The sequence below is a fragment of the Streptomyces marokkonensis genome, from assembly GCF_008312835.1.
Classification (GTDB): Bacteria; Actinomycetota; Actinomycetes; order Streptomycetales; family Streptomycetaceae; genus Streptomyces; species Streptomyces marokkonensis_A.
The window spans coordinates 1-21,628 of the sequence record NZ_VSKS01000007.1 but is presented as its reverse complement, the minus strand read 5'-3'; the positions used below and the strand labels follow the sequence as shown (position 1 = coordinate 21,628).

The 21,628-nt window shown below is 73.3% G+C and carries 22 protein-coding genes; 4 read left to right on the top strand and 18 right to left on the bottom strand.

Annotated features, from left to right (window positions below; translation table 11 throughout):
• Window positions 1–2 precede the first annotated feature (2 nt).
• The 7 genes from F1615_RS14025 to F1615_RS13995 form a co-directional block, all read right to left on the bottom strand.
• A complete protein-coding gene (locus F1615_RS14025) occupies window positions 3–878 on the bottom strand; it encodes an SDR family oxidoreductase (protein ID WP_149549300.1) in 876 nt (291 codons plus the stop codon).
• Window positions 875–1,345 carry a hypothetical protein gene (locus tag F1615_RS14020; RefSeq protein WP_149549299.1) on the bottom strand — a complete coding sequence of 157 codons (471 nt, stop codon included), beginning with the start codon at window positions 1,343–1,345 and terminating at the stop codon, window positions 875–877. The genes F1615_RS14025 and F1615_RS14020 overlap by 4 nt, the downstream gene beginning before the upstream one ends.
• A gap of 76 nt (window positions 1,346–1,421) precedes the next feature.
• Window positions 1,422–3,071 (bottom strand): phytoene desaturase family protein, encoded by a 1,650-nt coding sequence (locus F1615_RS14015; RefSeq protein ID WP_149549298.1) that lies wholly within the window; start codon window positions 3,069–3,071, stop codon window positions 1,422–1,424.
• Window positions 3,064–3,570, bottom strand: a complete 507-nt coding sequence (locus F1615_RS14010; protein WP_149549297.1) for an SRPBCC family protein — start codon at window positions 3,568–3,570, stop codon at window positions 3,064–3,066. The genes F1615_RS14015 and F1615_RS14010 overlap by 8 nt, the downstream gene beginning before the upstream one ends.
• Window positions 3,571–3,667: 97 nt before the next feature.
• Window positions 3,668–4,540 (bottom strand): oxygenase MpaB family protein, encoded by an 873-nt coding sequence (locus tag F1615_RS14005; RefSeq protein WP_149549296.1) that lies wholly within the window; start codon window positions 4,538–4,540, stop codon window positions 3,668–3,670.
• Between the two features lie 85 nt (window positions 4,541–4,625).
• Window positions 4,626–4,892 carry a hypothetical protein gene (locus tag F1615_RS14000; RefSeq protein ID WP_149549295.1) on the bottom strand — a complete coding sequence of 89 codons (267 nt, stop codon included), beginning with the start codon at window positions 4,890–4,892 and terminating at the stop codon, window positions 4,626–4,628.
• Window positions 4,893–4,946: 54 nt separating this feature from the next.
• Window positions 4,947–5,774: a restriction endonuclease gene (locus tag F1615_RS13995; protein ID WP_425385638.1), complete on the bottom strand. Its 828-nt coding sequence runs from the start codon at window positions 5,772–5,774 to the stop codon at window positions 4,947–4,949.
• Between the two features lie 192 nt (window positions 5,775–5,966).
• On the opposite strand from F1615_RS13995, the gene F1615_RS13990 reads away from it, so the two are divergent.
• A complete protein-coding gene (locus F1615_RS13990) occupies window positions 5,967–6,632 on the top strand; it encodes a GAF and ANTAR domain-containing protein (protein WP_149549293.1) in 666 nt (221 codons plus the stop codon).
• A gap of 30 nt (window positions 6,633–6,662) precedes the next feature.
• Here F1615_RS13990 and F1615_RS13985 read toward each other — a convergent pair whose 3' ends face one another.
• Window positions 6,663–7,244: an AMIN-like domain-containing (lipo)protein gene (locus F1615_RS13985; protein ID WP_208818312.1), complete on the bottom strand. Its 582-nt coding sequence runs from the start codon at window positions 7,242–7,244 to the stop codon at window positions 6,663–6,665.
• Window positions 7,245–7,408: 164 nt separating this feature from the next.
• Here F1615_RS13985 and F1615_RS13980 point away from each other — a divergent pair, with 164 nt between their 5' ends.
• Window positions 7,409–9,961 (top strand): SpoIIE family protein phosphatase, encoded by a 2,553-nt coding sequence (locus F1615_RS13980; protein WP_149549292.1) that lies wholly within the window; start codon window positions 7,409–7,411, stop codon window positions 9,959–9,961.
• A gap of 40 nt (window positions 9,962–10,001) precedes the next feature.
• Here F1615_RS13980 and F1615_RS13975 read toward each other — a convergent pair whose 3' ends face one another.
• The 4 genes from F1615_RS13975 to F1615_RS13960 all read right to left on the bottom strand — a co-directional run bounded on the left by F1615_RS13975 (window position 10,002) and on the right by F1615_RS13960 (window position 14,192).
• Complete coding sequence (locus tag F1615_RS13975) at window positions 10,002–10,190, bottom strand: hypothetical protein (RefSeq protein WP_149549291.1); 189 nt, start codon at window positions 10,188–10,190, stop codon at window positions 10,002–10,004.
• A gap of 170 nt (window positions 10,191–10,360) precedes the next feature.
• Window positions 10,361–12,424, bottom strand: a complete 2,064-nt coding sequence (locus F1615_RS13970) for a DUF1996 domain-containing protein (RefSeq protein ID WP_167533756.1) — start codon at window positions 12,422–12,424, stop codon at window positions 10,361–10,363.
• A gap of 279 nt (window positions 12,425–12,703) precedes the next feature.
• Window positions 12,704–13,378, bottom strand: coding sequence for a lytic polysaccharide monooxygenase auxiliary activity family 9 protein (locus tag F1615_RS13965; RefSeq protein WP_149549553.1), 675 nt, complete (start codon window positions 13,376–13,378; stop codon window positions 12,704–12,706).
• A 181-nt stretch (window positions 13,379–13,559) separates the two neighbouring features.
• Window positions 13,560–14,192, bottom strand: coding sequence for a GNAT family N-acetyltransferase (locus tag F1615_RS13960; RefSeq protein ID WP_149549290.1), 633 nt, complete (start codon window positions 14,190–14,192; stop codon window positions 13,560–13,562).
• Window positions 14,193–14,295: 103 nt separating this feature from the next.
• Between F1615_RS13960 and F1615_RS13955 the strand changes: the two genes are divergently transcribed.
• A complete protein-coding gene (locus tag F1615_RS13955) occupies window positions 14,296–15,423 on the top strand; it encodes a YihY/virulence factor BrkB family protein (protein WP_149549289.1) in 1,128 nt (375 codons plus the stop codon).
• 61 nt (window positions 15,424–15,484) lie between these two features.
• Here F1615_RS13955 and F1615_RS13950 read toward each other — a convergent pair whose 3' ends face one another.
• The gene (locus F1615_RS13950; protein ID WP_149549288.1) at window positions 15,485–15,937 is read right to left on the bottom strand and encodes a flavodoxin family protein; all 453 of its coding nucleotides are present in this window, start codon (window positions 15,935–15,937) and stop codon (window positions 15,485–15,487) included.
• Between the two features lie 132 nt (window positions 15,938–16,069).
• On the opposite strand from F1615_RS13950, the gene F1615_RS13945 reads away from it, so the two are divergent.
• The gene (locus tag F1615_RS13945; protein WP_149549287.1) at window positions 16,070–16,723 is read left to right on the top strand and encodes a class I SAM-dependent methyltransferase; all 654 of its coding nucleotides are present in this window, start codon (window positions 16,070–16,072) and stop codon (window positions 16,721–16,723) included.
• 48 nt (window positions 16,724–16,771) lie between these two features.
• Here F1615_RS13945 and F1615_RS13940 read toward each other — a convergent pair whose 3' ends face one another.
• The 5 genes from F1615_RS13940 to F1615_RS13920 form a co-directional block, all read right to left on the bottom strand.
• Window positions 16,772–17,122, bottom strand: coding sequence for an ArsR/SmtB family transcription factor (locus F1615_RS13940; RefSeq protein ID WP_037939260.1), 351 nt, complete (start codon window positions 17,120–17,122; stop codon window positions 16,772–16,774).
• 148 nt (window positions 17,123–17,270) lie between these two features.
• Window positions 17,271–17,693 (bottom strand): ATP-binding protein, encoded by a 423-nt coding sequence (locus tag F1615_RS13935; protein WP_149549286.1) that lies wholly within the window; start codon window positions 17,691–17,693, stop codon window positions 17,271–17,273.
• On the bottom strand, window positions 17,690–19,411 hold the full coding sequence (locus tag F1615_RS13930) for a SulP family inorganic anion transporter (RefSeq protein WP_149549285.1): 1,722 nt from the start codon (window positions 19,409–19,411) through the stop codon (window positions 17,690–17,692). Before F1615_RS13930 ends, F1615_RS13935 begins: the two co-directional genes overlap by 4 nt.
• 126 nt (window positions 19,412–19,537) lie before the next feature.
• Entirely contained in the window at window positions 19,538–20,137 is a 600-nt protein-coding gene (locus tag F1615_RS13925) for an Rv1733c family protein (RefSeq protein WP_149549284.1), read from the bottom strand.
• 136 nt (window positions 20,138–20,273) lie between these two features.
• Complete coding sequence (locus F1615_RS13920; protein ID WP_149549283.1) at window positions 20,274–21,347, bottom strand: zinc-dependent alcohol dehydrogenase family protein; 1,074 nt, start codon at window positions 21,345–21,347, stop codon at window positions 20,274–20,276.
• Window positions 21,348–21,628: the final 281 nt, after the last annotated feature.

The window sequence follows — 21,628 nt, the reverse complement described above, 5'->3', positions numbered from 1 at the left end:
TGTCACGGGTGGGTCGCGGTCCGGTCGGCCTCGCCGCCCGCGCCGAGGAATCCGGTGTGCCGCATGGGGTCCTCGGCCTCCAGCCGGGACAGTTCCCGGCGGGCCACCAGGAGCACGACCGGGGGCAGCGCGGCCCGCGCCGCCTGCGCGAGGCGCAGCCACCGGGGCACGTAGACGGCCGTGCTGCGGCGTTCCACCGCCGCCGCGAGCCGGGCGGCGACCTGCTCCACCGAGTACAGGCGCCGGGCGGGCGGCGGCATGTGGCCGCGCAGCTCCCGCAGGACGGGATGACGGTCGGCGTCGCGGATCATGTCGGTGTCGGTCCAGTTCAGGTACCCGATGCCGACGGCCACGCCGTGGTGTGCCACTTCGGCGCGCAGGGAGTGGGCGAAGGCCTCCACGCCCGCCTTGGAGGCGCAGTAGGCGCTCATCATCGGGGCGGCGCCGATCGAGGCCAGCGAGGCGACCTGGAGGTAGTAGCCCTTGGTCGCCAGCAGATCCGGCAGGAAGGCGCGGGCCGTGGCCGCACTGCCCGTCAGGTTGACGTCGATCACCCGCCGCCACTGGGCCGGATCGGAGGTGACGAACGGGCCGCCCTCGGCCACACCCGCGTTCGCCACCACCGCGGAGGGAGCGCCGAGGCGTGCCCTGACCAGGCCGGCGGCCTCGTCCAGCGCGGCCTCGTCGGTGATGTCGACCTCGCACACCAGCGCATCCGTCGGCAGGCTCGCCGCCACGGCCGCCAGACCCGCCCCCTCGTGGCCGAGCAGGGCGATCCGGGCGCCGCGCGTGGCGAGGTCGCGGGACACCGCCGCGCCGATACCCCGCGCGGCACCCGTCACCACGACGGTGCGGTCACGGAGCGGGGAGCCGCTCATCGTCCGTCCCCGTCCCCGTCGCGGCGCGTGCCGGGGCGGGCCGTGTGGTCGGGATGGCCGACGGTGCGGCGGGCCTCCTTCATCTCGGCCTCGTACAGATGGTCCCGGCCCTCGGCCAGTTCCTCGACGGCGGCCTGTTCGAGCTCCCTGAAGGGCTGGTAGTACGTGGTGTCGTACGCCTCGACGATCTGGAACGTCCAGTGGCCCGGGATCACGTTGCGGCCCAGCACCTGGGTCCGCACCGTCTCGGCCCAGTCCGCGTGCCCGGCCTTGTGCAGCAGTTCGACCGCCCGGTCCAGTTCGAGGTCGGCGGTGCCGGTGAGCTGGTGGAAGCTGTAGAGGTGGCCCCGGGCCCGCTCGGTCGTCTCCAGTGCCTTCGACAGCGATCCGAGCGCCTCCACCGTCTCGTCGCTGACGCCCTCGGGGCGCCGGTGGGCGTGGTCGGGGCGGTCGTCGTGTCCGGTCATCGTCTCGTCTCCGCCTGTGGTCGTTGGTGTCGCGGGCCGCCGGGGTGGTGTGCTGCGGCCGCTCCGGTACGCCCGGTCATCCGTCCGCGGCCCTTCGGTCGGCGTCCGGTTGCCTGCGTCCGGTGCGGTCGCGCCGGGTCAGCAGTCGCTGTGCCCCGGCCAGGGACGGGGCCAGATGCCGGCGCAGGGCGGCGCGGGCGGCGTTGGCGCCCGGCGCGCCGTGCACGCCGCCGCCCGGATGGGCACCGGCGGACGCCAGGTACAGGCCCTTGACGGGGGTCTCGGGGCGTCCGGTGCCCGGGGCCGGGCGGAAGAACAGCTGCTGGTGCATGGCCGCGGTGCCGCCGTTGATGGCACCGCCGTGCAGATTCCGGTCGAGCGACTGGAGCGTGGGCGGGGCAAGGATGCGCCGGGCCCGGATCCCGCTCCGGAAGCCGGGCGCGAAGCGTTCCACCTGGCGCTCGACGCGGTCGGCCATGATCTCCTGCTCCGCGGCGGTCCATGCTCCGGTCAGGGATTCCCCGCCCGCGTCGCCCACGATGTCGTGGGGCACGTGCGTGTACGCCCACGCGGACTCGGTGCCCCGGGGGGAACGGGAGGGGTCGGAGGTCGTCATCTGGCCGAACAGGCAGAAGGGCCGGTCCGGGACGCTGCCGGTGGCGAGCTGGGCGGCGAACCGGGTGAGCTCGTCGAGGCCGTCCGCGAGGTGGACGGTTCCGGCGCCCGCGGCCTGCTCGCAGCTCCAGGGCACCGGTCCGTCGAGCGCCCAGTCGACCTTGAAGGTGGCGAAGTCCCACTGGAAGCGCCGCAGGTCGGTCAGTACCTGGGCGGGCAGGTGCTCGGGGGCGACGAGCTCGCCGTACAGCGCGGGCACTGCCACGTCGGCGAGGACAGCACGGCCGGCGGCGACCGTGTCACCCCCGGCGGTTCGCACCCCGACCGCCCTTCCGCCGCGCACGACGACGCGGTCCACGCGCTGCCCGCAGCGCAGCACCCCGCCGAGCGACTCCAGACGGCGCGCCAGGGCCTCGGTGAGGGCTCCGGAGCCGCCGGCCGGTACGGGGAAGCCGTACGTCTGCCCGAGCATCGACATCAGCCAGCCGAAGCCGCCGCTGCCCGCGGCCTCCGGTGCCAGGTCCGCGTGGAGCGCGTTGCCGGCCAGCAGCAGCCCTCCGCCCTCGCCGCGGAACTCCTCCTCCGCCATGCGGCGCACCGGCAGGACCAGGGTGCGCGCCATGCGCAGCCCTCCCGTGCCGCGCAGCCTCACAGCGAGCCGCAGGCCGGAACGGACGGGCGGGAAGGGAGTGAACAGGGCGTCCAGGAGGTCGGGCCGGAGGCTCTCCCACATGTCGTGCAGGCGGCGCCATGCGGCCCCGTCCCCCGGCGCGAAGGCCTCCAGGGAGTCGGCGGTGACGTCGACACGGCGGTCGAGCACCGCGCACCGGCCGTCGCTCCGCGGATGCGCGACCACGTGCGGAGCATGGCTCCAGCGCAGTCCGTGACGCTCCAGGTGCAGCCCGGAGACGACCGGGGAGGCGGCGGCCAGCGGATAGAAGGAGCTGCAGAGGTCGCTGACGAAGTCGGGGTCGGCACCCCGGTCGTGGCGCACGGCGCCGCCGGGTTCCGGCTGTTCCTCCAGTACCTCCACACTCCAGCCGGCGTCGGCGAGCAGGTTCGCGGCGACCAGTCCGTTGGGCCCGGCCCCGATGACCACGGCGTCAGGCACGGGCGCCTCCCACGCCGGGGTCCGGCGCGACGACCTGGCCCATGGGCCGGCGCCGCTCCTCCTCCGCCGCCTCGGCCTCACAGATCCGCGCGAGCCGGGCGAGCATGGCCCGGTGGCGGACCTGGATGAGGCCCTCCACGGCCACGTTGTGCAGCTTGCCGCCCGCGCCCCGCAGCGGATGCTCGTCCACGATCACCAGGCAGTGGTCGCCCCAGGGCCGCACCTCCAGGGCGATCCGCGCCGTGCCGAGCGGTCCGGCCTTGGCCTCGAGTTCCAGGGCCTCGCCGGGTACGCAGCGCCGGACGACGGTCTCGTTGGACAGGCGCACGGGGCCGAACCGCACCTCGTAGGCGATCGCGGAACCGAGCTCCGGCCAGTGCCCGCGGACGGGCTCCGACGACGAGGTCCCCACGACCCACTCCGCATAGCGGGTGCCGTCCTCGAGCACGGTCCACACGGACCGCGGGCTCGCTTTGATCAGACGATGGCGTACCGCCACTTCGACCTCCTGTGTCCATGAGCGACACCAGCCAGCACTGAGTGCCCCCTCTGGCGCGCGTCAACCGGCGGCGGGGCGAGGAGCGCGCACGGCCGGGTCAGGGCGTGTCGCGGGTCGGTGCCAGGGCCCAGCGGATGCCCGCGGTGACGGCGGTGCCGAGCGGACGGACGCACACGCTCTCGGCCGGCGGGACGCGGGGCAGCCACAGGGCGCGGGAGGCCCAGCCCGGCAGGAGGGAGACGGCATTGGCGGCGAGGACGCCGTACGGCAGCCGGGCGAGCAGCGGGACGGGCGGGTTGAGCAGCAGGAAGCGGGCCGTGCTGCGTGCCTCGGGGGTGGCGCGCAGTTCCGGGCGGTAGGCGGCCAGCCGCTCGTCGAGTCCGGCGCGGTCGACCGGCGGGTCGGGTATGCCGAGGGCGGTGGCGATGCGTGCCATGTCGGCGACGTATCCGTCACAGCCCTCCTCGTCCAGGGGATGCGCCCCGTAGCGCTGGTGGGCGCGCAGGAAGCTGTCGACCTCCGCGATGTGCACCCAGCACAGCAGGTGGGGGTCGGCGGCCCGGTACTCCTCACCGTCCGCGGTCGTGCCGCGCACCGTCTCGTGGACGGCCCGGACCCGGTCGACGGCCCGCTGGGCGGCGTCGGCGGTGCCGTAGGTGGTGACGGCGAGGAAGGTGCTGGTCCGCTGGAGGCGTCCCCAGGGGTCCCCGCGGAACCCGGAATGCCCGGCGACGGCGGCCATCGCCAGCGGGTGCAGCGACTGCAGCAGCAGGGCCGACAGACCGCCGATGAACATCGAGGCGTCCCCGTGCACCCTTCTGACCGGCCGCTCGGGGCCGAACCAGCGCGGCCCGGGTGTGCCGTGGATGCGGGCGCGGTTGTCCGGGCCGTCCGGCCCGGCCACCCTGGAGAAGATCGCGTGCCCGATCCGGCCGCGCAGCGCCGAGCCGCCTTCCGTCAGCAGTCCCATGGCTCGCTCCGCCCTCTTCGCGCCCGCGACGGCCGTGGACGCCCTATGGCTACGTCTGCCCCGCCCTCCTCGGTGTCCACACCGCTCAGGGGACGTCGCCCCACCAGTCGTACACCCGGCCTCCGGGACTGCGGGGTACGTACACCGACCGTCCGCCCGCGCCGTAGCGGCCTATCTCGGTGCGCAGGCCGACGCCGTCCCTCAGCTCCGTCTCGCCGCGGCCCGTGACATCCAGCAGGAGGCCGTCGAGCGGCCCGCCGGCCAGCTCCACGTACGACCGCCCCTCCCGCGGGCCCGGGTCGTCGTGGTCCGCCCCGTAGACCCGGCCGCGCATGAACTCCAGCTCGTCCATACCGGCAGGGTGGCATCAGCCACTGACAATCGGCCCCGGGACGCACGACGGGGGCTACGCCGCCGGACCGCCTGTGCACGCCGCCCACGGCGCCGGTGCCCGGCCGTCGCTCCAGGCGAGCAGGGCGTCGCGGGCGACGCACAATATGCCGCACTGCGCGGCGTACCCCTCGGCCGGTTCGGTGAAGTCGCTGGTGGTGACGACGAGGGCCACGTCCGCCTCGTGGACGGTGAAGCAGGTGCCGCCGAAGCGCTGCAGGTCCTGCGATCCGACCTTGTTGTCGTCGCCGTAGCGCTTGCACTGGATGACGAGGCGGCGGCCCTCGGGGCACACCGCCGTCACGTCGGCCCCCAGGTCCCCGGCGCCGCCGACGACCTGTACCTGTGAGCAGCCGTCGCGTGCGCACAGGGCGGCTATCGCCTCCTCGAACTCCTCCGGGCTCAGCGCGTCGAAGTCGTAGCCGGGCTCGTATCCGGACGTGTGGCCCGTCTCCTGGCCCAACGCCCGGCCGGGCCCGTGGCCGTCGGCGTGAGCCGTGGGTGGCGCCGGTGCAGGTGCCGTTGCCAGAGCCGGTGCCGGTGCCTCGAGGGCGTCGAGTGCCGTCGTCGTCGCCTGCTCCAGTGCCTCGCCGGCCCGGCGGGCGATCCTCGCCGCGGACAGCCGCCGCCGTCTGCGCCCGTGGGCCAGGACGATCGCGAGGACCACGCAGACGAGCACGAAGGCCCATACCGGGCGCTGTCGCACGACCCCGGACAGCGCGCGCAGCGCGAGGCCGCCCGTGACCAGGGCCGTGGCGAGCAGGCCGAAGAACATGGCTGTCGCGCGCAGGTCGAAACGGCGACCGCGGGGCAGCGGTCGTGTAGGGCGCTCGGGCGTGGTCACCGTGGTGATTCCCTTCTCTGGCAGCCGGCAGACGTGCCCCCGGAAGTCGGGGCCGCCGAAGATCACGTACGCCGTCTGCCCGGGATCGGTGCGTTCACCGGCGTGCCGCTCATGGGCGCGGGTAGGTGCGGTGTGTGCTGACTGTGGCAACCAGGGAGGCGGACGGTGGACTGGCGGGGATTCGCTCAGCAGATGGCTTCGATGGCCCGTGACCTTCTGGCCGAACACACCCTCGAGTCCACGCTGCAGCAGATCTCGAGGTCGGCGGTGGACCTCGTCGAGGGCTGCGACGCGTCCGGGATCCTCGTGCTGCGGGGCGACCAGGTGAGTTCGCTGGCGCCCACCGAGCAGCTCGTGACCGACAGCGACCGTCTCCAGGGGAGTCTGAAGGAGGGGCCCTGCTTCGACGCGGCCCGGCCCGACCGCTCCGAACGGGTCTTCCGCATCCCCGACTTCACCGCGCGGCCCGATCGCTGGCCGGCCTTCGTGCCCCGCTGCCGGGAACTGGGGGTGGGCAGCATGATGGGATTCCTGCTGTACACGCGGGAGGAGGAGCTCGGAGCTCTGAACATGTACTCCCGCAAGCCGGGGATGTTCACCGAGGACAGCGAGACAGCGGGCTGGCTGCTGGCCTCCCACGCGGCGGTCGCGTTCTCCACCGCCCTGACCGACGCCCAGATGCAGGAGGCCATCGCCACCCGTCATCTGATCGGTGAGGCGATGGGCATCCTGATGGGGCGGCACCAGGTCACGGAGGACCAGGCCTTCGACATCCTGCGTACGCAGTCCCAGCGCACCAACACCAAGCTGCGTGACGTGGCGCGCCGGGTCTGCGAGACCGGCACCGCGGAGCAGTGAGCGCGCGGCCGCCGGCCCCGTGCGGAGGGCTCAGCGGCCGCCCGCCCAGGTGTGGGCGACATCGATCACGAGGTGGCCGGGCAGTTCCAGCACGCGGAACGGCAGCCGTGCGCGCACTCCCAGACCGACCTGGGTCTCGCCCTCGAAGCTGCCGGCGAACCGCGCGTCCCTGAAGGTGCGGTATCCGGTGAGGTCCACGCCCGGCAGGGGGCGTCCGGCGCGCGCGGGGTAGGTGGGCTCGCCGCTCTCGGGGGCGTAGGAGGGCGCGGCCACCCGCACCTCGAGGACGGCGCCGCCGGCGACGGGGACGGGCCGGCCCGATCCGTCCTGGTACAGCCGGTCGACGTACCGGACGGAGTAGCCGAGGTCGCCGCGCCCCGCCCCCGGCAGGTCGACGACCATCCGGTCGAAGCAGTCGTGGCGGCCGGTCCTGATGTCGCGCACCGGCGTGGTGGTGCTGTCGGTGTCGGTCCTGGCGAGGCTTCCCCAGCCGGTGGGGCAGGCCGTGGCCCGGGTGGGTGCCCCCTGGGTGGCCACCGCCGGTACGGCGGCCGCCGCCAGGGTGGTGCCCACGAGCAGGACAGTCGCGCAGATTGTTCTGGGTTTAAGCATTTTCGGCCCCCTGGGCTCGCATCCTTCTGATATCGGGTGAGACGAGCGGGATGCCCCAAAGGTTGCGGCTCCTGTCCGGCCGGTCGCCGTACCGCCGGGCATGGCACATCCTGGTGGGAGCGAACGAATCGATGTCCCGTGCGTCCGCACCGGGAGGGCGCGACATGGACCAGGCAGCCGCCGAACCGCGCGGGGAGCGGTCGGAAGGCATGCCCGGGCGGGGGGCCGGGGAGTTCAGGAGCGCGCACCCGGAGGGCCGTCTGGAGGACGCGCTCGCCGCACCCGTGGTGGCGGCGATCCAGGACACCGGTGGCTACGGCGGCCTGGTGTACCTGCGCTCGCGGGACCGGCGTTCGCTGGTGCTCTGCGTGGTGTCCGGCGTCCCCCGCTCGCTGCTGAGGCCGTGGTGGCGGGTACCCGTGGGCGGTGCGCTGCCGATGTCGGAGGCGTACCGCAGGGGCGAGTACCTGTGGCTGCCGGACGAGCGGGCGGCGATGCTGCGCTTCCCGCAGTTCACCGCCGCGCTGCCGTACTCGTTCGGCCACGCCTACCACCCGGTGCGGGTCGGCGGCGAGAACGTGGGCGTCCTCGCCGTGCTGCGTTCGGCCACCCGGGACCCGGCGGACGAGCCGACGGTGCGGGCGGCACTGCGCGAGGCCGGGCGGGACATGGAGGAGCGCCTGACCGAGTTCGCCCGCCGGATACCCGGCCGGGAGGGCGCGGACGCCGTCGCGTACGGCATCGACTACGACGACCAGCCGGTGAACGTGCGGCTGCCCACTCCGTCCGTCCGGGCCGTGGAGGTCGGCATCATCGAGTGGGACCTGGACAGCGACCGGTGGTCCGGGGACGACGACGCGCTGTCCCTCCTCGGCGTCAGCCGGGAGGAGTTCGGCGGCACCATGGCGGAGGTCGAGGCCCGCGTCAGCCCCGACGACCTGTACGAACTGAGGGCGAGCCGGCGGGAGGCGCAGGAGACCGGACAGGTCCGGGCCCGGCACTTCAGGGTGATGGACGAGGAGGACACCCGGGTCCGCTACCGGCCGTTGGAGCTGTGGGGCCATGTCGTACGGGTGGAGGGGGCCGCCCGGATCCTGGTGGGCGCCCTCGTCGACGCGGCCGGCGGGCTCACCGCGGCGGAGGCCGCGGAGCGGTTGCCCGACGGGCTGTTCTCCCTCGACCAGGACGGCCGGGTGATCTACGCCAACCGCCGCTGCCAGGAGCTGCTGGGAAGCGAGCTGGAACAACTGCTCGGCCACTACCCCTGGGAGGTGCTCACCTGGCTGCACGACCCCGCCTACGAGGACCGCTACCGGGCGGCGATGCTGTCGCAGGAACCGGTGTCATACCTGGTGCGCGACCCGGACGGCGTCTGGCTGGGGTTCGTGCTCTATCCCGGTGTGCACGGGCTGACGGGCCGGGTCTTCCGCACCAACGCCCCCGCGGGGGCGGAGCCCGGCCGGTCCCTGGCACCGGTCGGCGGGGGCGCGGAGGCGCCGTCGGAGCTGGTCGCGCCGACCCGCGCGGGGGCGCTCTACCACGTCGTGCAGATGGCCAGTGTGCTGACCGAGGCGGTCACCGTCCGGGACGTCTGCCGGGCCGTGGCCGAGCAGCTGCTGCCCGGGTTCGGCGCGCAGGAGATCGCCCTCTACACGATCCGTGACGGGCGGATGTACCTGCTGTGGGAGTCCGGCTACCCCGAGCACTTCCTCGACGCGTTCGAAGGGGTTCCGCTCGACGCGAACCTGCCCGGCGTGCACGCCCTGACCACCCGGCTGCCGCTCTTCTTCGAGTCGCCCGAAGCGCTGGTGAACGCCTATCCCGGGCTCGCTCTGGACAGGATGCGCGCCTGGTCGTTCCTGCCGCTCATCGCCTCCGGACACCCGGTCGGCTCCTGCATCCTCGGCTGGTCCTCACCGCACCGGTTCACTCCCGAGGAGCGCAGCGCGCTGACCGCGCTGGGCGGGCTGGCCGCGCAGGCGATGGAGCGGGCCCGGCTCTACGACGCGGAGTCCGCCGTGGCGCGCGGACTGCAGGAGGGCCTGCTGCCGCACCGGCTGCCGGCCATCGAGCGGATGCGCACCACGGGCCGCTATCTGCCGGGGACGCAGGGCATGGCCATCGGCGGCGACTGGTACGACGTGATCAGGACGGGGCGGGGGGTGGCCCTGGTCATCGGTGACGTCGAGGGGCACAGCGTCGGCGCCGCGGCCGTCATGGGGCAGCTGCGCAGCGCGGTGCACGCCTTCGCGGCGAGCGGCAGGCCGCCGCAGGAGGTCATCACCCACACGAACCAGCTGCTGGCCGAGCTGGAGACGGACGTGTTCGCCACTTGCTGCTACGTCGAGCTCGAACCGGCCACCGGCCGTGCGCTGGCCGTCCGGGCGGGGCATCCCCCTCCCCTGCTGCGCCATCCCGACCGCCGCACCGAGAGCCTGGACCTGCCCGGCGGTGTGATGCTCGGTGTGCAGCCGGACGCCGTCTACCCGGTCACGACGCTGACGCTGGCCCCCGGCAGTGTGCTCGCCCTGTACACGGACGGGCTCGTGGAGACGCCGGGCAGTGACATCGAGACGGGCATCGAGGAGGTCCGGCTCTGTCTGGCCCACAGCCGCACCGACTCCGTCGAGGAGCTCGCCGACCAGCTGATCCGGACGGCCCGCAGGACCGAGGACCGCCCGGACGACGTGGCCCTGCTGCTGACGGCGTACGACTGAGCACCGGGCGCCGGCACCGGACGGCGTGGCGGGCCGGGTCTCACAGGCAGTAGCGCACCAGCCACTCGTCCGGGTCGTAGTCGCGGCGGGCCGGGTCGTCGGGCACGGCCGGCCGCTCCTCGACCATGTCCTCCACCCGGACCGGCTCCGGGAGATGTCCGAATCGGGCGTGACGTGCGGCGGCCGCTCCGTCCGCGTCCTCGTGCGTGCGCACCGTCCCCTGGCTCACGGCAACTCCCCTCTGCGGCCGGCCGGTGCTCCCCCTCGGACAACACCGCGGCCTCCCGGTCGAGTTTCCCACACCGGCGCCCGGAAGCACCGTTTCGTGCGCCCGCGAAGACGAACGCGAAGCGGCAGGACCCCCGGAGGGTCCTGCCGCCGTTCACGTGCCGTGGAGGGTCAGGCCCCGCGCCTCACGCTCCGCAGGACGAAGAATCCGAAGATCACCAGTATGCCGCCCAGCGCGGCGGGCCAGAGCTGGGCCCCGGTCTCGGCGAGGCTTCCGGTCTCGGCCTGTGCCTCGGTCCCGTCCTCGGTCCCGAGCTCCGGGAGGCTGCCGGGCACCTCGGCGGCCTGGGCCGCCTGACCGCCGTCGTCCTTGCCGCCCTGGTCGCCGTCCTGGTTCCCGGTGCCGGCGTCCCCGCCGTCGCCGGCCGGGAGGGAGGCCTTCACATCGGGCTGCTCGGGCTGTGCGGTGCCGTCGCCGCCCGCGGGCTCCTCGGCGGCAGGGCTCTCGGCCGGGTTCTCGGCCGGGGCCTCCGACGGCTGCTCCTGTCCCCCGTCACCCTTGTCGCCGCCGTCACCCTGGTTGGCGCCGTCACCCTGGTTGGCGTCGCCGCCCGGCTGGTCGCCGCCGTCGCCCTGGCCCGGGTCGTCGGGTGCGGCCGTGGGCTCCTCCGGCTGCTGCGGCTCCTCGCTCGGTTCGCCGCCGTTGTTGCCCCCGTCGCCGTCACCGTCGCCCCCGTTGCCGCCGTTGCCGCCGTTGCCGCCGTCACCGTCGCCCCCGTTGTCGCCGTTGCCGCCGGCACCGCAGGTGCGGCCCTCGTTGATGCAGTCGACCATCTCCTTCATCAGGTCCTCGTCGAAGACGTTGATGAAGTCGCCGTGGTCCGTGATCGGCTTGTGCAGCTGCTCCGGGAAGGAGTCGACCGCGAACAGCGGCGTCGTCCTGCCGCCGTCCTCGAGGCTCGGCGCGTCGACGTCGTAGACGATGCGCTGCACCAGCTGCGGCACGGGCCGGAAGCCCGACGGGCAGTTGCCCTCGGCGTCCATGAACGCCATGTGCGTACGGTGGTTGGCGCTGTCGATGTTGCGCCCGTCCCAGCAGCTCTGGAAGTCGAAGGTGCGCACCACGTCACTGCCCTGGGGGCACAGCGGGTACTTGTCCGTCAGCTGCCGGTCCTCGAAACCGGTGCAGCTCCAGGACGCGTTGGCGTTGGCGGGGCCGTTGACGAACGACTTGGCGTCGCCGGTGATGATGCGCAGCAGCCGGGGCATGGCGGTGACGTCGCCCCGCGGGTTGCCCACGAAGGTCAGCGTGACCTCCTTGGGCGTGACGATCTCACCGGCGTTGCCCTCGATGCCGCCGCCCGGGGAGTTGGCGTCCTGCTCCTGGGTTCCGTTCTGCAGGCGCAGCACCGGCCAGTAGTAGGACGACTTGTCGCCCTGGTTCTCGCAGCTCGTGTCCGCCTGCGCCAGATCCTCGTCGCTGGAGAAGGCGTTGGTGGCCTGGTTGCCGATGTAGTCGTGGAAGTGGTGGGCGCCGTTGCTGACACCCGGGGCGGCGATCACGTTGTCCGAGTTGAACACGCCGTTCGCGTTGACGCCGCACTCGGTGGTGAAGGTGCCGCGGGAGGCGTTCTCCGTCTGCTTCGGCTGGGAGACGTTGGGCTGGACGCTCTCGATGTCGACGTAGTCACCGGCGACAGGACCGTTGCCGGCCTGGCCGCCGTTCCCGCCCTGGCCCTGCTGGTCCTGACCACCTTGCTGGTCCTGACCCTGCTGGTCCTGTCCGTCGCCGCCGTCGCCCGCCTGCTCGCCGCCGCTGCCGTCACCTTCCTGGCCGGCGTCCTGCTCGGCGGGGGCGTTGCCGGACTCGCGCACGGCGCAGGCGGCGAGTTCCTCGAGGCCCTCGGGCCGGTCGCCCACCCGGTCGATGGCGGTCGCGATGCGAGCGAGGGTCGCGGAGCGCTTCTCCTCCAGCGGCCCCGCAATCGCGTTGTCCGCGAACGCCGGGTCCTGGCGGAGGGCGTCGGCCGACTCGCCGAGCCGCTTGTAGGCCTCGGCGATCTGCGCGTCGAGGCCGGCGAGTTCCTTGTCCACCTCCGCCCGTGCCTCCTGGGGCACCGACGTCAGCTGGGTGGCCACGTCCGGGCAGTCGATCGTGGCGCCGGCGAGGACCCGCGCCTGATCGGCGCCCGTCCCGCCCTCCTCCGTCGCGGAAGCGTAGACGTTGGCCGCCATCATCCCGCCTCCGCCCAGGATCAGGGCGAACGCGGCCAGAGTCGCGCGCTGTTTGGGGCGTCTGCGTGTGTTGCGTGGCAAGGCAGTACTCCTACGCTTCTGTCGCGGGGGGTCGGCATGGGCTTCCCACGCCCCATACGCAGGCGGACCGCCGTGTGTTCAAACGCCTCACGATTTCTTTCCGGAATCCCGGAGAACACGAGTCCCATGACGCCGGTCCCCGCCGGACCCGGCGCGCCCGGCGGGGACCCGATGCCGGGAAGGTGACGTTCCGGCAGGTCAGCCGAAGTTCACGTCACTGCAGAGGAAGTACGTCTGGTCCATGTGCGAGGCCTGCCAGATCGTGTAGACGACGTGGCGGCCGCTGAGACCCGACGTGCTCACCGGTATGGAGTAGTTCTGGCTGGGGGCGTACGCGCCGGTGCGGGCCACCAGTTGCAGGTCGTCCCAGCCGAGCGGCTGCGTGGTGGGGTCGAAGCCCTGCCGGGTGACGTAGACGAGGAAGTAGTCCGCGCCGTGGCTGGCCTGGTCGTAGAGCCGGACGGTGAAGTCGTCGTTCACGTCCGTCGTCTTCCAGGCGCCCACCGAGTCCATGGAGTTGTAGCGCCCGCCCTCGGTGCGCCCGCCGCTGCACAGCTGACCGTCGGGGACGACGGCCTGGAAGTTCCCGGCGGAGCCGTTGCGGTACAGACCGTTCCAGTTCCACATGGCGTTGGGGTTGTCCTGCCAGGCCTGCCAGCACATCGGGTCCTGCTGGGCCATCGCCGGGTTCTGGAAGTCACTCCCCCAGCGCTGCCAGCAACCGTAGTTGCGGGACGCCGGATCGACCACGGAGCCGTGCGCCACGGCGGTGCCGCTCCAGGGGATCAGGGAGAGCAGCGCGGCCACCGCGACGGTCAGGGCGAGCAACAGGCGGGACCGGAGCACTGATACAGCATGGCCATGCCAAACCATGAGTTCCTTCTTTCCGCTGTGGGGGTTGCGGGGGGCGGTGAGCGCCACCCACACCAATCCATGGGAGCGCTCCCAGTGCACAGGCTGCGCTTCAGGAAGCGGAGCGGCAACGTGCATTCGCGCCACTTCCCGGCGGGCCGTGGCGCGTTCGATGCGTTCGACGGAAGAGAGCCGCGACCCCTCAGAGCCGGTCGGGGTCCGCGGTCGTGCGCCCGAGGCAGACGACCGAGTCGTCCATCGGTGCGTCGATCTCCTCGAAGCCCATGCGGTCGTAGAAGGCCCGGGCCGGCTTGTTGGCGACCGCCATCACGAGATGAACGGACGGCACTCCCCCGTCCCGCAGGGCCGTGAGGAAGGTCCGCATCAGCCGCCGGCCGTAACCGCGCCCCTGCCACTCGGGCAGCAGGTCGATGTGCAGATGGGCCGGCCAGGCGGCCAGCCCGGGGACGACCATCCGCTCCGGGTGGTGCAGCAGCCAGGCGATCTCCTCGTCCGGGGTCGCCGGCGGCCCGGACGGTTCGGGATGGCGGTCGGCGACCAGAGGGAGCCATGCCGCACGGAAGGTCCTGGCGAAGCGGGCCGTGTCGGCGGTACCGACGATGTAGCCGACCGCCCGGCCGCTCCCGTCGTCCAGGACGAAGGCGAGCTCGGGCTCCAGATGGACGTACGGGGCCGCGAAGGTGTCCGGAAAGACGGTGGGATCGCTGTAGTGGGGGCGGCTGTCCTGCCCGTTGTGCGCGGTGCGGATGCAGATGTCGTCGAGGGCCGCCCGGTCCTCGCGGTGGTAGGGGCGGATCCTTGGGGACTCGGTCATGTCTGGCATCCTGCATTCTTGGGAGCGCTCCCACAACCTCTTTCCACTCAAGGCCGGGTGACCGGCCTGGCGTGACATGACGGTCACGGGTTACTCGGGGGCCATGAAGCTGCATATCCCGGGGCTGAACGACAAGCAGGCCCAGAAGGGCACCACGGACGAGGCCCGCCCGGGTCACGGGGGAGAGCGCGCGGCGCCGGACGGGGCCCGTCCGGGTCAGGAGGCGGAGCGCGCGGCACCGGACGACCCCGGGCCCAGTGACGAGGTGGAGCGGGCGGCGCCCGATTCACCGGCCAAGCTGCCGAAAGGGGCGTGGGGCGCGGCCCTGAAGGGCAGCCTGCGCGAGTTCAAGGACGACGAGCTCACCGACCGGGCCGCGGCCCTGACGTACTACGGCGTGCTGTCGCTGTTTCCGGCGTTGCTGGCCCTGGTGTCGATTCTGGGCCTCACCGGCAGGTCCACCACGGACAAGGTGCTGGAGAACCTCCAGGAGCTCACCGCCCCCGGCGCGGCCCGGGACATCATCACGCAGGCGGTGGAGCAGCTCCAGGGCAACGCGGGCATCGGCTCGGTCGTGGCGATCGTCGGTCTGGTGCTGGCCATCTGGTCGGCGTCCGGCTATGTGGCGGCGTTCATGCGCTCGGCGAACGCGGTCTACGACATGCCCGAGGGGCGTCCGGTGTGGAAGGTGCTCCCGGTACGGCTCGGGGTGACGGTCGCGCTGATGCTGATGGCCGTCGTCAGTGCCCTGATCGTGGTCTTCACCGGCGGGCTGGCCCGTCAGGCGGGCGATCTGCTCGGTCTCGGCGACACCGCGCTGACCGTGTGGTCGATCGCCAAGTGGCCGGTGCTGATCGTGCTGGTCGTCATCATGATCGCACTGCTGTACTGGGCGGCCCCGAACGCCAAGGTCCGGGGGTTCCGGTGGATCACTCCGGGCAGTTTCCTGGCGCTGCTGATCTGGCTGGTCGCCTCCGCCGGGTTCGCCGTCTACGTCGCCAACTTCGGGTCGTACAACAAGACGTACGGCACGATGGCGGGTGTCATCGTGTTCCTGATCTGGCTGTGGATCACCAACCTGGCCATCCTGCTCGGGCTGGAGTTCGACGCGGAGATCGCCCGGCAGCGGGCCATCGCCGGGGGCCATCCGCCGGAGGCGGAGCCGTACACGCAGCCGCGCGACACGCGCGCCTGGGACGAGGAGGACCGGCGGCGGATGGACGAGACCTGACCTTTCCGGCGGACCCTGGCGGATCGTCCGACGGCCCGACCGCACCGGCGGTCGGGCCGTTTCAGTCCGCCAGGCCGGCCGCGAGCGTGGCGCCCAGTTCCCAGCACCGTTCGACGGCGGCCTTGTCGGGCTCGCCGGTGACCGTCACGGTGTCGGCCGCGCGACGCCAGCCCAGGCCCGTCGTGACCGACTCGATGCCCCGCACCGCGCCCGTGACGTCGTTGCCGCCGTGCACGTAGTACCCGAAGGGCCGGCCCCGGGTGGTGTCCAGGCAGGGATAGTAGATCTGGTCGAAGAAGTGTTTGAGCGCCCCCGACATGTAGCCGAGGTTGGCGGGGGTGCCGAGGAGGTAGCCGTCGGCGTCCAGGACGTCGGAGGCGGTGGCGGACAGCGCCGCCCGCCGCACCACCCGGACGTCCTCGATCTCCGGGGCCGTCGCACCGGAGAGGACGGCTTCGAACATCGCCTGGCAGTGGGGCGAGGGCGTGTGGTGGACGATCAGCAGAGTCGGCACACCCCGACCCTGCCGTGCCGGCCGCCACGCCCGCAAGCCGGGCCGGAGCCGCGCCACGTGCGGTGCCCCGTTGTCACGACGGGACGGGGGTGGCACGATGCCCCGCATCGGTACGCGGAGACGGGGTGCGTCTTGGTCGACGAGGAACACGAGTCACCGGCGGCGGCGGTGTTCGACGCGCTGGGCAGCGAGTACGAGAAGGCGTTCGCCTCCTCGGCGGCTCACCGCGCGTCGCTGGACTGGCTGCTGGAACGGCTGGCGCCGGGCAGCACGGTGCTGGACGTGGGCAGCGGCACGGGCCGGCCCACGGCTCAGGCGCTCGCCGGCGCGGGTCACCGGGTGCTCGGGGTCGACGTGTCCCCCGTGATGGTGGAGATCGCCTCCCGCCAGGTGCCCGAGGCCGAGTTCCGTTGCGAGGACATCCGCCGGATGACGCTCGAGGACGCTTCCCTGGACGCTGTATGTGTGTACTTCGCGACGCTGCAGATGTCCCGGTCGGAGCAGTCGGGGCTCCTCCGCCGGCTGGCGCGGGCGCTGCGCCCGGGCGGTCTGCTCGCGCTGGCCACCGTGCCGCTGGACGTCGAGGAGTTCGACGGGGTGTTCATGGGGCAGCCCGTGCGGGTCACCAGCTTCGCGGCCGAGGACCTCATCGCCCTCGTGCGCGCGGCGGGCCTGACGGTGCAGTCGGAGAGGAGCGTGATGTTCACCCCGACCCACCCGGACGCCCGCCCGGAACCGCACCTGTTCCTGCACTGCCGCCGCGAGGGGCCGAACCCCGCGGGCTGACACCCCGGGCCCGCGTACCCGCCCGGCGTGACCGCGGCAACGCGGTGGCTACGGCAGGGGTTTCGGCTCCTTCTGCGCGGCCTGGAGGTCCGCGAGGAGTTCCGCCTGACCGGCGAGGACGCCGGACAGGATGGTGCGGGCCACCCGCAGCAGCTCCGCCACATGCGGGCTGGTCAGCGAGTAGTACACGGTCGAGCCCTCCTTGCGGCCGACCACCAGGTTCGCCCGCCGCAGCACCGCCAGTTGCTGGGAGAGGTGCGCCGGTTCGATGCCCACCTCGGGCAGCATCTCCGCGACCGCGTGCTCGCGCTCGCTGAGCAGTTCCAGCACACGGATCCGGGCGGGGTGCCCCAGGGTTTTGAAGAACTCGGCCTTCAGCTGGTACAGCGGCGTGGTCATCGTGCCGTCCCCTTTCCGGCGCGGCAGCACGGCCCGGGCGGCCGGTCCTCGGTCCATCGCCTCATCCGTTCGTCGACACCCGCCTCGACGTTTTCCGACATTAGCAACTTCATACATTCCCGCCGTCCGGCGGTGGTCCCCGGCGGCCTCACAGGGGAAGCGTGATCCAGACGCTCTTGCCACGGCCGTCGGCGTCACCGCGGACCACGGCGGTGCCGCCCAGGCCTCGGGTCAGTTCGACGACGGTGGCCAGACCGCCCGGCCCGGCGCCGTCCGCCCCGTACAGCCGGGGCCGGCGGGGGTGGCGGTCGTGCACGGCGAACACCAGGCACTCGGGGCTCGCCGCGTAGATCACCGTGGTCTGCGGGGAGACCTCGGACGCGTGCCGGACGCTGTTGGTCACCAGCTCGCTCAGGATCAGGAGCGCCGGGCCCACCGCCGGGTGGTGTGCGCCTATGCCCCACTCCGCAAGGGCCTGTTCGGCTGTCTCGCGGGCGAGGCGCACGGCACCGGGCTCGGTGGGCAGGGTCAGTACGTGGCGGTACGGCAGCGTGTGCGGAGCGGGTGTCATCGATGCTCCGCCCGGGGCGCCGCGGCCCGGTGTCCGGTCGCCCGCAGGACCCCGTCGCGTTCCAGGTGGGCACGGGCCGCGGCGATCGCCTCGGGCGTGGTGACGTACTCCCGGCCCTCGTGGCGCAGCAGTTCCAGGACGCCCACCGAGGCGAGGGCCCGGCGGTGGGCCGGGCGGACACCGGAGGCCAGGACGAGGATCCCGCGCCGCCTCAGTTTCGTCACCGCGTCCTTGAGGACCAGGGCGCCGGTGGCATCGACGACGCTGACGTGGGACATGCGCAGGACGACCACGCGCACGTCGGCGAGTTCGGCCAGCTCCAGCAGGAAGCGGTGGGCGGCGGCGAAGAACAGCGGGCCGTCGATGCGGTAGGCGACGATGTGCTCGGCCAGCAGCTCGTGCTCCTCCTCCGTGTGGTCGCCCCGGTCCAGCGGCAGCGGGGCGAGCCGGGCCTGGCGGGCGACCGCGCCCAGCGCGAGGACGGCCGCGACGCCCAGACCGATGATCACCGCCTGGACCAGGTCGAGCACGAGCGTGGCGGCCGCGGTCAGGACGAGGATCAGCGCGTCGGAGCGGGTGGCGCGGGTCATCGCGCGCAGCGAGCCGACCTCGACCATCCGGACCGCGGTCGCCAGCAGGACTCCGGCGAGGGCGGCCAGCGGGATCCGCGACACCAGCGGGGCGGCCGCGAAGACGATCACGGCGAGGACGGCCGCGTGGGTGAGGGAGGCCAGCCGGGAGGTCGCGCCGGTACGGACGTTGACCGCGGTGCGGGCGATCGCGCCGGTCGCGGGGACGCCGCCGAACAGCGGGGCCGCGATGTTGGCGAGGCCCTGGCCGAACAGCTCGCGGTCGGGGTCGTGCCGCTGTCCGACGGTCATGCCGTCGGCGACGGAGGCGGACAGCAGGGACTCCAGTGCGGCGAGCGCCGCCACGGCCAGGGCGGGCGCGAGGAGGCTGCCCAGGGCTCCGGTGTCGACGAAGGAGAGCGAGGGTGCGGGGAGGCCCGGGGGCAGGTCGCCGATCGGCCGTGCCCCGTCCAGCCCGGCGGCCTGCGTCACGGCCGTGGCCGCGATCACCGCCAGCACGGAGAACGGGACGGTGGGCTTCCAGCGCGCGCCGAGCAGCATCACGCCCGCCACCGCGAGTGCCAGGGCCAGCGCGGTCCAGTTGGGGGCGCGGAGGAATTCCTGTCCGGCCCGCCAGGCCACCACCAGGACCCGCTCGCCCTCGGCCCCGGGCACGCCGAGGGCGTTGGGGACCTGCTGCAGCCCGATCACACAGGCGATGCCGAGCGTGAAGCCCTCCACCACCGGCGCCGGCACGTACCGCATGCTGCCCCCGGCCCGGAGCAGCGCCAGCCCGACCAGGATCACGCCCGCCATCAGGCCGACGGTGAGCACGCCCCCGGGCCCGTGGTCGGCGACGATCGGCACGAGCACCACCGTCATCGCCCCGGTCGGCCCGGAGACCTGGAGATGGGAGCCGCCGAACACGGCCGCCAGCGCCCCGGCGACCACGGCGGTGGCCAGCCCCGCCTCGGCGCCGAGCCCGGAGGAGACACCGAATCCGAGCGCGAGCGGCAGTGCGACGACCGCGACCGTCAGGCCGGCGAGCAGGTCACGTCGGGGATGGCGGCGTATCTGGTCCAGGTCGGCGCGGGTGGGCAGCAGCGAGACGATCCGGGACCGGATCCCGGCCGGCGGCGGTACGGACACGGCCCCTCGACTTCACTCTCGACTGGATGACGAGGCAAGCATGTAGGCAATTGCGAAAATTTGCAATTCTTCAGATCACAGTCCGGTCCGGTCCGTCCGGTCGGCCGAGGGGCCGCCGTCGTGCGCTCAGCCCGTCATCCGCTTCCGCCACGACGGCTCGACCCGCCGCCACTCGGCCTCCCACTCGGCCAGGCGCCGCCACTGCAGCCGGGACCGGACGAGCCATCCGCCGAGCAGGACCAGTCCCCCGGTGGCGACGGTGACCGTGACGCCGGCCATGACGATCTGGAACCCCGCCTCGGCGCCCTCGGGCGGTGCGGACACCAGCCGGCCCGCGGTGTCGTTCCACACGGTCGCCTCGGTGCCCGCCCTGCTCCCGGGTTCGACCTCCGCCCGGCCCGTGCGGGCGGTGCCGTCCGGGGCCGTCCACCGCACCTTCGCCCAGACGCCGCCGTCCCCGTCCTCCGCCACGGGTGCCGGCAGCGCGTCGCGGGCGTCCTCGACCAGTACGGCCGTCACGGGGCGGGTCCGCTCCCGGCGGTCCTCGAGGGACCGGTCGACGACGCCTGCGGCCGCCAGCCCGGCGAACGCCCCGACCAGCAGGGCGAGGACGAGCGTGGCGAGCGTCAGCCAGGCCTCGACCAGATCGCTGCGGCGGCGCAGCGGGTTCCTCCGCCACCGCCACAGCCGCACTCGGCGCGGCCTCGCACCCTGTGTCCTCGCCATGGGAGGTCACCTCCTCGCGCGGGTACCGGCGGCGCCATGTCTCCAGGGTGGACCCTCCGGCTCCGGTCCGGTATGGGCCGGACGACCCTGCGGCCGCCCGCGCGCCGGAGGGCGGGCGGCTCGGGCCGGGGCCGGGTCAGACCGTCGGCTGGACGGGGACCACCTCGTGCTGCGGCACGCCCAGCACGACCTTGAGCGCCCCGGTCTCGCCGGCGTTGCCGAAGACGTCGTACGCCTCCTGCATGTGGCCGAGCGGGAACGTGTGGGTGACCAGCCGGCGGGTGGGAAGCCGGCCGGCGGACGCCATCCTCAGCAGGGTGGGAGTGGAGTGGGTGTCGACGAGTCCGGTGGTGATGGTGATGTTCTTGATCCACAGGTCCTCGAGGTGCAGCGTGGCGGGAGCGCCGTGCACGCCGACGTTGGCGAGGTGCCCGCCGGGCCGCACGATGCGGGCGCACAGCTCGAAGGTCTCGGGAACGCCCACCGCCTCGATGACCACGTCCGCGCCGAGCCCGCCGGTGAGGTCCTCGACCAGTTGCTCGGGGGCCTCGCTCGCGTCGGCCACGGCGTCGGCGCCGAACTCCTTCGCCGCCTGCAGCCGCGAGGCGGCCAGGTCCACGGCGACGATGCGCTCGGGAGCGAACAGCCGGGCGGTGGCGATCGCGGCGAGCCCGACGGGACCCGCTCCCACCACGACGACGGTGTCACCGGGACGGACCCGCCCGTTGAGCACGCCCACCTCGTAGGCGGTGGGGAAGATGTCGGCCAGCAGCACGGCGTCCTCGTTGGCCACGGCGCCGGGCAGCGGGTACACCGAGAGGTCGGCGAACGGGACACGGACGTACTCGGCCTGGGTCCCGTCGACGAGGTGGCCGAGGATCCAGCCCCCGCCGCCCCGGCACTGGCCGTACACGCCCTCACGGCAGTAGCCGCAGCGCCCGCAGGCGGTGATGCAGGAGACCAGCACCCGGTCTCCGGGGCGTACGGTGCGGACGTCGGCGCCGGTCTCGACGATCTCCCCGACGGCCTCGTGGCCGAGGACGGTTCCGGGGCGGACCTCGGGCACGTCGCCCTTGAGGATGTGCAGGTCCGTCCCGCAGATGGTGACGGCGTCGACGCGCACGATGGCGTCGCCGGGTTCCTGGACGGCCGGGTCGGGGACCTCTTCCCAGGCGGACTGCCCGGGGCCGTGGAAGACGTAACCCTTCATGCCTCTCCTCACCCTTCTCGCTCTGCGGCGGTCTCGGGCACCGGGCGCGCCCCGCCCGCCTGCGTCGGCGTGACCCCGGATGGGTGCCGGGACCCCGCCCCGCACTTCCAGTCTGGGCGCAGGACGGCGGATCCGCTCGGGCCGGACGGCCCCCGCCCGGGGCCTAGCTGTGCTGTTCCGGGACGTTGGTGACACGCATGCTGGGTGCTTGAACGGGTGAGGGCCTTCTGGGTTCGGTGTGGATTGCGACATCTACGCCCGACCGCCAGGAGGCCCTCGTG